We start from the raw sequence: 12,553 nt of genomic DNA, 5'->3' as shown, positions 1-12,553 counted from the left end.
GGAAAGAAGAATGAGCGACATCCAAGAACGCGTAAAGAAAATTATTGTTGAACAACTAGGTGTTAAAGAAGAAGAAGTTAAATCAGAAGCGTCTTTCGTTGATGATTTAGGTGCTGACTCTCTAGACACTGTTGAGCTTGTAATGGCGCTAGAAGAAGAGTTCGATACAGAGATCCCTGATGAAGAAGCTGAGAAAATCACTACTGTTCAGGCAGCTATCGACTACGTTACTGCTCACGCTGAGTAACTAGCTTTTCTATTAGGGCAGCACTCGCTGCCCTAACTCTTTCTAGACCCCCCAATTATTATAATAATCCCTTTTTGGAGGACACCGTGGCTAAACGTCGAGTCGTAGTAACTGGCTTAGGTATGTTGACGCCGCTGGGTAATGATGTTGCATCTACCTGGCAGGGCTTATTAGAAGGCCGTAGTGGCATTCGCAATATCACGCATTTTGACACAGAAGGTTTCGGAACTAAGTTTGCTGGTTTAGTTAACGACTTTGATGTCACTGAGTACATTTCCCCTAAAGATGCTAAGAAAATGGATGTCTTCATCCAGTATGGTATCGCTGCAGGTGTACAGGCATTAAAAGACTCAGGTCTTGAAGTCAATGAAGAGAATGCCGCTAGAGTTGGTGTAGCCATTGGCTCTGGTATTGGTGGTTTGACGCTAATTGAAGAAAACCACGTTAAGCTATTAAATAGCGGTCCACGCAAGCTTTCTCCGTTTTACGTTCCTTCTACCATTATCAATATGATCTCTGGCCACTTGTCTATCATGCATGGCTTGAGAGGTCCAAATATTTCGATTGTTACTGCATGTACAACTGGCCTTCATAATATTGGTCATGCGGCCCGTATGATTGCATACGGAGACGCGGATGCGATGGTAGCAGGCGGTGCTGAAAAAGCGTCAACCCCAATTGGTATGGGCGGTTTTAGCGCGGCTCGTGCGCTTTCTACGCGTAACGATGATCCGCAAGCGGCTTCTCGCCCTTGGGATAAAGACCGTGACGGTTTTGTGCTAGCTGATGGAGCCGGTGTGATCGTACTGGAAGAGTATGAGCATGCGAAAGCACGCGGTGCGAAGATCTACGCTGAACTGGTTGGCTTTGGTATGAGTGGCGATGCATATCACATGACATCACCACCAGAAAATGGTGCTGGCGCTGCACAAGCCATGGTTAATGCATTGAACGACGCAGGGATCAATGCAGAGCAGGTTGGCTATATCAACGCACACGGCACTTCCACTCCAGCGGGTGACGTTGCAGAGACGCATGCTGTTAAGTCGGTATTTGGTTCTGCGGCAAAAGATGTGATGGTGAGCTCGTCTAAATCAATGATGGGTCACTTACTTGGTGCTGCGGGCTCAGTTGAATCAATTATTTCGATTCTTGCGCTGCAAGACCAAAAAGTAACGCCGACCATTAACTTGGATAACCCAGATGAAGGCTGTGATTTAGATTATGTGCCTCATACTGCCCGTGATGCGAAACTGGAGTACACTTTGTGTAACTCGTTTGGTTTCGGTGGAACAAACGGTTCGTTGCTATTTAAAAAGGTGTAGATCAGCCTTGGTAATCCGATAGCAAAGTAGGTTATGATAAAAAAGCTCGGCATTGCCGAGTTTTTTTATGTTTTGGATACCCTTAAAAAGGAAGGTGATGTGGATAATCAACAGCTTTTTTCTAACACTGACAGAGGGTTGGCCTATGGTGATGGCTTTTTTACCACTGCGTTAGTCCGTGATGGAAATGTTGATTTGTGGCTACTTCATAGAAACCGACTGGTGGAATGTCAGCTGCGCTTGGGCTTTCCTGAGTTACGACTAGACGAAATCGAGTCTTTGGTTCAAGAGCAAGTTAAAGATAAAGTGGAAGCGGTGCTAAAGATCCTTATCACTCGAGGGGAAGGAGGCCGTGGTTATCAAGCTCCTGAGACGCCTCAGCCGAGTGTGAGTATTCAGGTATTACCTTTTCCTTCACACTATACAACTTGGCAGCAGAATGGGATTGAGGTCGCATTAAGCCGAGTAAAACTGGGTATTCAGCCGTTACTAGCTGGATTAAAGACACTGAATCGGTTAGAACAAGTACTTATTAAACAAGATGCACAGACATTGGTTTGCGACGATGTCATTGTGACGGATATCAATGATATGGTGATTGAAGCGTCAGCGGCAAATATCATCATGATTAAAGACAACAAGTTGTATACACCAGATCTTAGTGGCTCAGGCATTAAAGGCGTGTTTTTAACCGCACTTGAAAGTAAACACGATATTAGGGTCAAAAATATTGCTTTTGACGAGTTAAAAGCAGCTGATGGTGTATTTATTTGTAATAGCTTAATGCAGTTGGTACCTGTAGTAAGAATTGAGAATAAACATTTCGATATCGCCGACTTACATGAATTGAAAAGGCGGTTTTTAGGGAAGTAATATAAATGAAAAAACTGTTTATCATAGTCGCATTTTTGATAGCAGCAGCGTCATGGTGGTTATCTCAACAAATAAATAAGGTTAAATTTGAACCACTTAATATCTCTGAGTTATTAGTTGAGATAAAGGCTGGGCAAACATTTAATCAGCTATGTCATCTATGGCAGCGTAGCGAGGCATTATCTAACTGCTTTCCTTATCAACTTTATAGTAAGTTAGAGCCTAAGTTATTCGCGTTACAAGCGGGCTTTTACGATCTTAAAGGGCTAACTGTGCTAGATGCCATCAGCAAAATTAGTCGCGGGGAACAACACAACTTTAGCTTTACAATCATTGAAGGGATGCCCATTTGGGAAGTCAAAAACAAGCTCCTCAGCGCCCCCTACTTAACGCAAGACATTGATAAGCTGACAGCACAACTGAATATATCGCAAAGTTCAGCTGAAGGATGGTTGTACCCCGATACCTACCACTATCATGGAAATGACTCAGCGCTGCGCATACTTAAACGTGCCCATACAAAAATGCAGAGTGTGCTTGAAAAGGAATGGCAAAATAGAATGCCAGATCTTCCTTTAAACACGCCTTATGAAGCCTTGATCTTGGCTTCGATTATTGAGAAAGAAACGGGCGTAGTCGCAGAAAGAGATAAAGTAGCCTCCGTTTTTATCAATCGCTTACGTAAGGGCATGCGTTTACAGACAGATCCAACCATTATTTATGGTATTGGCGAGCACTTTGATGGTGACATTAAACGTGAAGATATCCTTGAAAAGACGCCATATAACACTTATCGGATTGATGGTTTGCCACCGACACCCATCGCAATGCCGTCTCGTGCTGCTATCCATGCGGCACTTAATCCAGCAACAACCGAATACTTTTACTTTGTTGCGTCAGGAGATGGTGGACATCACTTTTCGAAAACGCTGACTGAACATAATAAAGCGGTGAAGAAATTTATTCTGAAACAATGACATTGCAAGAGAGCTGGCGTTGAAAGAGAGGGCTAACCCTCTCGTTACTCTCTATTACAACATAAAATATTCTTTAATACCCGCCAATACACTAGATACTGCAACTGAAGCTAAAATAAGTCCCATTACTCGGCTGACGATACTTGCGCCACTATCACCAATCCATTGGTGAATTTTTGTTGCAACCAGTAAAAATATCAATACGATAGCTAATACGCTGAGCATAATAAACGACGTTTGGAGTTGTTCAAATACATTGTTTTCGCTGTTTTTAGTAAGCAAAACGGCTGCCAACATTGCACCAGGACTTGCGATAGAAGGCATCGCTAAAGGGAAAATAGCGATGTCGGATGCTTTACTGTCTAACTTAATCTCTTCACTTGGCTTGCCCTCGCCAAAAATCATTGTCATGGCAAAGATGAACAGTACGATGCCACCGGCAATCGCGAATGCAGGTAGGGGAATACCAATAGCGTTTAAAATGATTTCGCCCGCAATAATAAAAAACAGCAACACAATGGCAGCAACCAGTGTTGCTTTAACCGCTATTTTTCGTTTTGTGGCTATATCAAAGCCTGTGGTGGTTGCAATAAATACCGGAATAGTGCCAATGGGGTCGATGACCGCAAAGAAAAAAATGAACGTTGAGATATAGTGTTCCATAGTTCCCTATTATGAAATAAAGGTTGTTCACAAATTGCTTATGATTGGCCATCTGTTATGGACCAACAGCAAATAATATCACTGATTTCATGACGTTATTCTGAATATTCACTTAATTTTATTTATGTTTTTGCATTTACGGTATGTACCCAAGCCACTGCGTCGTTGTAGTTCTCGAAGTTCTTAATCGCTAAGCCGTGCTTGTCAGCAAATGCTTCAATTAATCCACTTTTGGTGTCTGAGGGGGAGATAACTCGGGCAAGAGCAATCCCATCGACAAATTGATTGAGTTTTTGTAAAACGGCTAGCACGCTTGGGTAGTCGTAGGTGATATGTAATTGAGAGACGTCGATAACTAAACTCTTTAGCTGATTAGACTTAAGTGCAAGCCCTAAATTTTTGTACATCTCGATGATATTGGCTTCCACGCATTCCCCGTATGCGGCTGCGTGGATAAGTTTCTCTTTACTATCAACCGTTGCTCTATAAGAGAATTTCGCCATGCTCTATTGCACCTTTTATGCATATAGATAAAAGGATAGTTCAATTAGCTGGCGATACCAATTTCAAAAGCGCACCTAGGCAAAGCTGCTGGTTAGTTATATCGTTATGCTAGCTCTTCAGCTACCTCAGCAATTTTTTGCCTCAACCAAATATGACTCGCATCGCGGTGTAACAGCGGGCTCCAGATCATATCTAACTCAAACGGCGGAATAGGGAATGGCGGCTCCAGAACCGCTAAGGTCGGGTCATCACGATAGATATTCGCGGCTTTTGACGGCAATGTTGCAATTAAGTTCTGCTCTTTTGCCAAGTGAATTGCAACATGATAATTACGTGTAAAAGTTGCGATGTTTCTGTGCTTTCCAAAGTGAGCTAGCGCTTCGTCAACCCAGCCAAGCTTCTGTACATCTGCGGGATCCATTCCGACCCCAACACCAAATCCGGTTTTACTTACCCAAATATGGCGAGACTTTAAATAGGCATCAAGCGTAAAGTTGGCAATAACTGGATTGTCGGATTTCACGAGACAGCAAAAACTATCCTTCCAGATCCGTTTGTGGTGAAACGATTGTGGTAGATTTTCGAAGCGGTTAATTGCCATGTCTACCTTGCCATTTTCCACATCATGAAAAGTAACATCACTAGGTGTGAGAATATCAAGGGTCGTATCTGGGGCTTCTTCATGAAGTTTAGTAAGGAGTTTCGGTGCAAGCGTACTCGCAGCATAGTCACTGGCCATAATCCTAAATACTCGATTACTACTCGCCGCTTCAAACTCCCTGTTAGGGGCCAAGGTTTCTTCCAAAGTCATGAGTATGCCACGGATCACAGGCTGCAGCTCAAGCGCGCGCTCTGTTGGCACCATGCCTTCACTGGTACGCACTAAAATGGGGTCATTAAAGAGGTTTCTGAGACGCTTAAGACCATTACTCATTGCCGGTTGGGTAATGCTTAACTGGTTTGCGGCACGTGTTACATTGCATTCTCGAAGTAAGGTATCGAGGTAAACCAGCAGGTTAAGGTCAATTTTACTAATGTTCACTCAGTTTTCCTTTGTATTATTCTTCTTTTTTGGCATCTTGGAGAAAGCGATTTTCATGTGGATAAGGGTAAATATGTCTTACGACTCTCTCACGAATATCTCGTTGTGCTTGCTGCCAAAACAACACCTCAGCCAAATCAGCATGATGGCGCAGAAACATTTCCTTTAGTGTAGGATTTGTCAGAACAAATGTACACAACTGTTCAGGAAAGACGTCTTGTGGTGCACTGGAAATATCTCCAGAGTCGTACATATTATCAAGCCCTTGTTTTGGCAGCGCTCTAAAGTTCATTTCTGTGAGATATTGCACTTCATCATAGTCATAGAAGATAACTCTATGGTGTTTACTCACGCCAAAGTTTTTTAACAGCATGTCTCCTGGAAAAATGTTTACAGCGAGCATTTCTTTGAGTGCATAGCCGTAATCTCTAATGACTTGTTCGCACGTTTCTTTATCGGCTTGCTGTACAAAGAGGTTGAGCGGTGTCATGCGGCGCTCAATGTACAAGTGCTTTATCACCATATTATCCCCCTCAATACGAATACTTTGAGAGATAGAGTCCAGCAATAGCTGATAAAGGGCTGGTGAAATACGTGCAAGTGGGATCACCACATCGGAATATTCAATCGTATCTGCCATTCTACCTACGCGATCGTGGCGTTTTACGAGTTGGTAGCGCTCTAGAACGGTTGTTTTTGTAAATGGCTTACTTTCTGGAAATTGATCACGGATCACTTTAAAAACATAGGGAAAGCTTGGCAGAGTGAATACCATCATCACCATACCGGGTGTACCTGGTGCGACTTCAAATTGTTCTTCGGAATTAGCCAAGTGGTGCAAAAACTCACGATAAAATTCGGTTTTCCCCTGCTTATGAAAGCCGATGGCGTTATAAAGCTCAGCCTTTGTTTTATTTGGCATGAGTTGATTTAAAAACTTAACTAGCGCTGATGGGGCATGGGTCTCTACTAAAAAGTAAGCACGTGCAAAACCAAAAATCACCCGCATTTGCGAGCTGTTGGTAAGTAGAGCATCAATCAGTAAGCCCCCAGTTTGTGCGTGTAATACCGAAATGATAAACGGCTGTACACCAGATTTAGATACCACTCGGCCGACAATATAGGCGCCTTTATTACGATAGAAAGGTGCGCTGAGGATATCGAAGCGCATTAAATGCGCCTGATGATGCGTGTTAGGTGCTTGTTTAAGAAACGCCTTAACGAGTAGTCGAATATCTCTATCTAAATCTTCAAATTCACAATGGAAGTCAATGTGTTCAATGATTTTTTTGATGGTGGGCTTGAGGCCATTGACGACTGGAAAATAACTTCGATACTCAGCTTCTACAGGGAGTGACGTGGCGTTAGCAAGTTGGGTTTCAACAAAAATGAAATCGCTATTGTAATATCGGCGGTGAAAGAGGCGACAAAAAACTGAATTATAGAAAGTTTCAGCAAGCTCTGGTTGAGGGTGAAAGGTAAGACGCTCAAGGTAAGCCTGTTTTACTTGGTACCATAGCGATTCATCCAGTTGCGTCGAGCCATAGAGTTGTATTAACTTCTGTGCGGTTTCATCAACTTTACTATCGTATTGGCTGATCCTCGCTTTACTTATTCGCTCTATCTCTCCCCAATTTTGAGAAGCAAAAGCGATGGGTGCCAGTTTGGTAATTTTTACAAATGCGTGATAGTGGTTTTGAAAACCTGATAAAATTCGCTCTGCTAACTGCTGTGCTTGCATCTACATCCCTCATAAATTATCCACGCGGAGTGGTTTCACTTTACAAGGTAATGTGCGAAAAGTCATCTGGTAATACCAGTTAAGGCATTTGCATAACTATAGAGAATGCTCATTGATCAAGTGTGATTCTCAAAAAGCAATCAATGTAATTGAGCGGCTATATCACTCATATTCTTTGAGTTGCTTTTCTAATTTTGAAATCTCTTTCTCTAGGTTTTTAATCGCTTTAGCATGTGCCTTATTAATGGCCTTTATTTCCTTTTTAACTAGCCTGACGACCTTTTTGCGCCTGTCTTCATTCATCAGTTTAGTTAATTTATCTTGTTGCTCTCTAACTGCGGTATCTCTTTTGCGATTGAGCACGGCTTTTTCATGGTGTTTGGCTCTGAGTGCACGCTTTGTCCTTTTCGCAATTTGGTTACGTTCCAAATTGTTTAGCGTTTTATAGTGCTGTTCTGAGGGAGCCGAGGCTTTAGGGTCGGATGTAGTTATCGTATGCTGGGTCGCATTGGCCGAGCAGGGAAATTGGCTAAAAACGATGCCTCTGTCGGTAGTGCATTTGAAGTATTTTACCGTTGTTGCGGCGAAACAATGAGTAGAGACAAAAATCAGTACAAGTAGTTTTAGATATAATTGCATGTGGCATCCTTGCTGTAACAGTTAATATCTACTTAACCATAGATGACATCCCACTTTGTTCAAGGTTATTGCGCTTCAGGGACTGTGAATTTTTTTAATGTCTTAATACTTTGTATTAAAAATGGAATATCTAGATTACCGTTTAACACAAAGCCTTCCTTTGCTGACATCTGCTTGAAGCTACCATCTTGATTGACTAAGGTGATTTTGTCTTTTTTGAATGCAACTAAGACACCTTGCGTAAAGTTAACGCCTTCTGCATGAGAGCGAGTTTTAATGTTCGATGCCAGCATACTTTGTTGAGCAAGGGGATCGCAGCCTAGATAAGAGCTTAACAGGGTGTAGGTGATGTCATTGGGCTGCACAAGACCAGAAGCCTGAGCAAACAGCTCAATGTTCGTTACCGCAGAACTGGTTAATACCGTCGCTTGCTGTGCACTAATATCAATTGCCACGAACGGCTTTGAACTATCAATGTCAATTTCGTCACTTACTTCAATGATTGTTAATTTACTTGCTTGATGAGAAGGAACAAAAGAGAACTCGCCGTTAGCATTAACACTCATTAAGTCATTATTAATTGACCATACCGGAACTTGCTGCTGTAGCAGGACAGACTCTTTATAATAACTCGGTAGACCGTATATCAGGCTGAATAGCGCATCGCTGCTATTTCCTGCGCGTAAAACAGAATCCATTCGGAACACGTTATTTTTACCGTTGCTCTGAAGTGCTGTTGCTGTTTTTTGGAACAGCGCCTCATCTGTGTAAGCATAAACGTTGATAGGTTGCTCTGCTGTATCTTTCTTTTCTTTGCATACCGCCGAAATTACAGGGGCTTTATATTTTGAATGCGTATCACCAATGCTTAGTGAGTGCGCTTCTTCATACTGCTCGATATCAAGTAAATCGTGTCTGGCGAGTAAGCTCTTTGCGGTTGTAGGATAAGAGAGGGGTAATACATTATCTTGCTTAGTGATATCGAAAAAGGCATTCGCATCGGCCCAAATATGCAGGCTGTGACTGAGCGCAAAGCAGGTAACAATGGTCCCCGTTGCATAGCGAGGGAATTTATAGGATTTAAGCTCGGCCAAATGACGCCAAGCATAATTGCCTGCGAGTAGTTCAAAAGTGAGCACCAGTCCAAGCATTGCAATGGTAACGATGAGATTAACTAGGGATGATCCGACTAAGGTTTCCCACAATAAAACGAAAATATCGGAAAGCGAAGCTGGGTTTATATGGTAGCCAAGTTGTAGGTAAACAAAGGCATCCACTGTTAGTACAACAATACCAACCGAGGCAATAATAGCAGCCATCCCGCGAATATGTCGCGGGTAAGGGAATATTAAACTAAGCGGAAAGATAGTTAATACAAACGCACAAAAAGTGATGAAGCTGGTATGGCTTATCCACGTGATCAGCATATAAAACCAACCAACAAAGGTACTTGGCGCTTTGTCGGCGAACAAATAAACTGAGCTAATCAATAAAACCAAGCCAATGTTAGCAAAGGTAAACCAGTGTCCCCAGCTGAGTAATTGACTTGCTTTTGATGAAAAAGGGCTGTGCGGTGTAAGATTCATTCCGTTACTTTACTGATTGTGTAAGTGCTTTGGCAAAATTTTCGGCAACAGATTGTCTCTTACTCTCTGGAACATGTTCTTTTAGAATGTGCGTGATAGAATTACCCAAACACATTAAGCTGAGATCAACTGGTGCGTTTTGCGAGCTTAATACATTAACTAATTGGTCAACAATTTCTTCTACTTGTTTATTGGAATACTTTGATTGGATAGGCATCAGTTGGTTCAATTTATAAAAGCAATAATTTTTACATTTTAACATTAGAGGCGTGAAAAACAAAGATGAGCGTTGAGGTAAAAAAACTAGTTGTTCACTATGTAGACAAACAAGACGAAGATACCGAAATACATCTACGTGACGATGAAATGCAAATCAATGACAAAGTTAATGTTTTCATTGAACAATTGCATCATGCCTACAATGGCAAACCGGGTAAAGGGTTCTGTGCTTTTAGTGGTGAAAAAAGCAGTGTGGTCGCGTCTGCGATGCAGAGCTATAGAAATAATGAGCTTAACTTTTGGAATTTAACCCAAGAAGCAACCAATGTGCTTAAAGAAGAGCTTAATAAATATGCATTTCATGAAACTGGGTATTTAGTGTTTTGTCATTATCAGTATGTTGCCAGCAATTTTATTATGATTGCACTGATTAATATTAAAGAACATTACACAATTACCTCAGACTTAGACTTATCCGCAGCAAAACACTTAGATATTTCACGTATGCAATTGGCTGCGAGAATCGATTTAGATGCTTGGGATACGGCCGCAGAAGAAAACCGTTATATTTCCTTCATTAAGGGGCGTGCTGGTCGAAAAGTTGCTGATTTCTTTTTAGATTTTCTTGGTTGTGAAGAGGGGATCGATCCAAAGCAGCAATCGCAAACTATGTTACACGCGGTTGAGGATTATTTGTCTACACAGCAATTTGAAAAGTCTGAAAAAGACGACATCCGCAAGGAGATTTTTGATTACTGTAATGACTGTGTTTCAAGCGGCGAGGACGCAGATGTTAATACACTGTCCGAGACGCTTTCTAAGTCTTCAGACGTAAAATTTGAAGACTTTTATAAAGAGCAGGGCTATGAGCTGGAAGAAAGCTTTCCTGTCGATAAAAAGACAGTAACGAGTATGGTGAAATTTTCTGGGCTTGGCGGTGGAGTAAGCGTTGGTTTTGAACGTAAGCATTTGGGTGAGCGGGTTATTTATGATGCTGCGACTGATACGCTTACGATTAAAGGTGTACCGCCTAACTTAAAGGACCAAATTGAACGTTATTATAATGACGAATCTTAGTTTTTAAAAAGCAGCGTAAGCTGCTTTTTTGTTCCTATTTTATCCCTTTTTATGCAAAGATTTCTATTAATTTTCTGCTTTTGCTAGCATTTTTTTAAATTTAACTATACTTGCAATGTAGTACTTGTAGAGCAAGCAATTGGGATGAATCACAATGAAGATGAAACTAGCTTTAGGTTGTACCCTTTGCCTTGCCTGTTTTTCAGGGCATGCAGAGGTTAACTTTTCCGGATTCGCAAGTATCAATGCTGGTAAGGTGCTGAGCGGAAGTGGTGTTCCACAATTCGGAATAAACGATCCAATATTTCTCGCCGATTATCCTATCGTCAGTGTTTACGACGAGGATATCTCATTTGAACCTGAAACACTGATGGGCCTTCAATTTAGTGCTGATCTAACCGAAGGTTTAAGTGTTACTGGTCAAATTGTTGCGCGCGGCGCAGACGATTTTGATGCAAAGTTTGAGTGGGCTTATTTGTCCTATGAGATTAATGAGAATTGGACTTTCCAAGCAGGTAAAAAGCGCTTACCGCTATTCTATTATTCCGACTTTTATGATGTGGGTTACGCCTATATTTGGATGCGTGCACCCGCGGACAACTACACCTGGCAAATCTTTAATTATAATGGCATCAATATGCTCTACAGCGGCAGTATAGGCGACTGGTCATTGAGCGGGAATATTTACGCCGGTAAAGAAGACGATGATGACAATAAGCTGTTGAGCGAGTTTTTCTTTCAAGAGCCAACTAGAGAAATCTGGAAAGACATCCTAGGCGGCGTAATTCAAACCAGTAATGATTGGCTTGAAGTGCGTTTAACCCATATGCGTTACACCAACCAGCGGTATCGCTCTGGAGAGCCTGTTTTATGGGAGGGGAGTGATGAGCGAGATGGTAAGTTTTATGGTTTAGCAGTAAATGCAGATTGGGGAAATTTCTTTATTTTATCTGAGCTAAATCGGTTGGACTTAGACGGCAATCTAGACACCAAGATGCTGACACTGGGCTATCGCTTTGACAATATCACGCCATTTGTATCTTACGCAGATTTTGAAGGGGAGGGCGAGGATGCCGAAAGCCATGAAACCACTTCGTTTGGGGTTCGTTGGGATTTCCATTCCTCCGCCGCTTTCAAGATTCAGTACGATGAGGTAGAGGATAACTCCGTTGGTTTAGCGGTCGCAGGTGATAGTAAAGCCATTACAATTGGCATCGACATGGTATTTTAAGGAGAGAAGCATGAAAAAATTATTTTTACTTACTCTACTTTGCAGCTCTTTTAGTTGCCTAGCCGTGGATGTCATTGTCAATCCTGCCAATACTTCTACACTTGATGAAAACGAAATTAAGCAAATTTTTATCGGTAAATCAAAGTCATTCTCCGATGGCTCTAAAGCACTTCCGATAACACAGGCTGATGGCTCGGCGGTAACCGATGAGTTTAATGAAAAGGTACTTAATAAGTCATCAAGTCAACTTAAAGCTTATTGGTCAAAATTAGTATTTACGGGAAAAGGGACACCGCCAAAAGAAGCCGCCGATGATGCTGAGGTACTTAAACTCGTTGCGAGTAACCCTAACCTAATTGGGTTTGTGTCTTCGGGGGCCGCAGATAGCAGCGTTAAAGTGGTGAAGTCATTTTAGGAAGAGATAAGTAA

At 41.9% G+C, this 12,553-nt stretch carries 14 protein-coding genes; 7 read left to right on the top strand and 7 right to left on the bottom strand.

Features of this window, described 5'->3' with window-relative positions:
- Window positions 1-10: 10 nt before the first annotated feature.
- The 4 genes from acpP (at window position 11) to mltG (ending at window position 3,422) form a co-directional block, all read left to right on the top strand.
- Window positions 11-247: an acyl carrier protein gene (acpP, locus tag JJQ94_RS15965; protein WP_010374019.1), complete on the top strand. Its 237-nt coding sequence runs from the start codon at window positions 11-13 to the stop codon at window positions 245-247.
- 86 nt (window positions 248-333) lie between these two features.
- A complete protein-coding gene (gene fabF, locus JJQ94_RS15960; RefSeq protein WP_010374022.1) occupies window positions 334-1,572 on the top strand; it encodes a beta-ketoacyl-ACP synthase II in 1,239 nt (412 codons plus the stop codon).
- A 33-nt stretch (window positions 1,573-1,605) separates the two neighbouring features.
- Window positions 1,606-2,445 (top strand): aminodeoxychorismate lyase, encoded by an 840-nt coding sequence (gene pabC / locus JJQ94_RS15955; RefSeq protein WP_099028730.1) that lies wholly within the window; start codon window positions 1,606-1,608, stop codon window positions 2,443-2,445.
- Window positions 2,446-2,450: 5 nt separating this feature from the next.
- Window positions 2,451-3,422, top strand: coding sequence for an endolytic transglycosylase MltG (gene mltG, locus JJQ94_RS15950; RefSeq protein WP_099028729.1), 972 nt, complete (start codon window positions 2,451-2,453; stop codon window positions 3,420-3,422).
- Between the two features lie 54 nt (window positions 3,423-3,476).
- Here the strand turns inward: mltG and JJQ94_RS15945 are convergent, their stop codons facing one another.
- The 7 genes from JJQ94_RS15945 to JJQ94_RS15915 all read right to left on the bottom strand — a co-directional run bounded on the left by JJQ94_RS15945 (window position 3,477) and on the right by JJQ94_RS15915 (window position 9,814).
- Window positions 3,477-4,085, bottom strand: a complete 609-nt coding sequence (locus JJQ94_RS15945) for a MarC family protein (protein ID WP_099028728.1) — start codon at window positions 4,083-4,085, stop codon at window positions 3,477-3,479.
- A 122-nt stretch (window positions 4,086-4,207) separates the two neighbouring features.
- The gene (locus JJQ94_RS15940) at window positions 4,208-4,588 is read right to left on the bottom strand and encodes a hypothetical protein (protein ID WP_099028727.1); all 381 of its coding nucleotides are present in this window, start codon (window positions 4,586-4,588) and stop codon (window positions 4,208-4,210) included.
- Window positions 4,589-4,692: 104 nt separating this feature from the next.
- The gene (locus JJQ94_RS15935; RefSeq protein ID WP_099028726.1) at window positions 4,693-5,631 is read right to left on the bottom strand and encodes a LysR family transcriptional regulator; all 939 of its coding nucleotides are present in this window, start codon (window positions 5,629-5,631) and stop codon (window positions 4,693-4,695) included.
- A gap of 16 nt (window positions 5,632-5,647) precedes the next feature.
- A complete protein-coding gene (gene aceK / locus JJQ94_RS15930) occupies window positions 5,648-7,372 on the bottom strand; it encodes a bifunctional isocitrate dehydrogenase kinase/phosphatase (protein ID WP_099028725.1) in 1,725 nt (574 codons plus the stop codon).
- A 162-nt stretch (window positions 7,373-7,534) separates the two neighbouring features.
- A complete protein-coding gene (locus JJQ94_RS15925; protein ID WP_099028724.1) occupies window positions 7,535-8,011 on the bottom strand; it encodes a hypothetical protein in 477 nt (158 codons plus the stop codon).
- A gap of 65 nt (window positions 8,012-8,076) precedes the next feature.
- On the bottom strand, window positions 8,077-9,597 hold the full coding sequence (locus JJQ94_RS15920; RefSeq protein WP_099028723.1) for a DUF3413 domain-containing protein: 1,521 nt from the start codon (window positions 9,595-9,597) through the stop codon (window positions 8,077-8,079).
- 4 nt (window positions 9,598-9,601) lie between these two features.
- A complete protein-coding gene (locus JJQ94_RS15915) occupies window positions 9,602-9,814 on the bottom strand; it encodes a DUF1414 domain-containing protein (protein ID WP_010374035.1) in 213 nt (70 codons plus the stop codon).
- Window positions 9,815-9,879: 65 nt separating this feature from the next.
- On the opposite strand from JJQ94_RS15915, the gene yejK reads away from it, so the two are divergent.
- From yejK to JJQ94_RS15900, 3 genes are all read left to right on the top strand, one after another.
- Entirely contained in the window at window positions 9,880-10,893 is a 1,014-nt protein-coding gene (yejK, locus tag JJQ94_RS15910; protein WP_039497545.1) for a nucleoid-associated protein YejK, read from the top strand.
- 154 nt (window positions 10,894-11,047) lie between these two features.
- On the top strand, window positions 11,048-12,124 hold the full coding sequence (locus JJQ94_RS15905; RefSeq protein ID WP_099028722.1) for a porin: 1,077 nt from the start codon (window positions 11,048-11,050) through the stop codon (window positions 12,122-12,124).
- Between the two features lie 10 nt (window positions 12,125-12,134).
- On the top strand, window positions 12,135-12,539 hold the full coding sequence (locus JJQ94_RS15900) for a phosphate ABC transporter substrate-binding protein (RefSeq protein WP_099028721.1): 405 nt from the start codon (window positions 12,135-12,137) through the stop codon (window positions 12,537-12,539).
- Window positions 12,540-12,553: the final 14 nt, after the last annotated feature.

This window comes from Pseudoalteromonas sp. GCY (assembly GCF_016695175.1).
In the GTDB taxonomy this organism is placed as follows: domain Bacteria; phylum Pseudomonadota; class Gammaproteobacteria; order Enterobacterales; family Alteromonadaceae; genus Pseudoalteromonas.
Note: the sequence above shows the minus strand (reverse complement) of the source record. Positions and strands in the feature narration are given on the sequence as shown.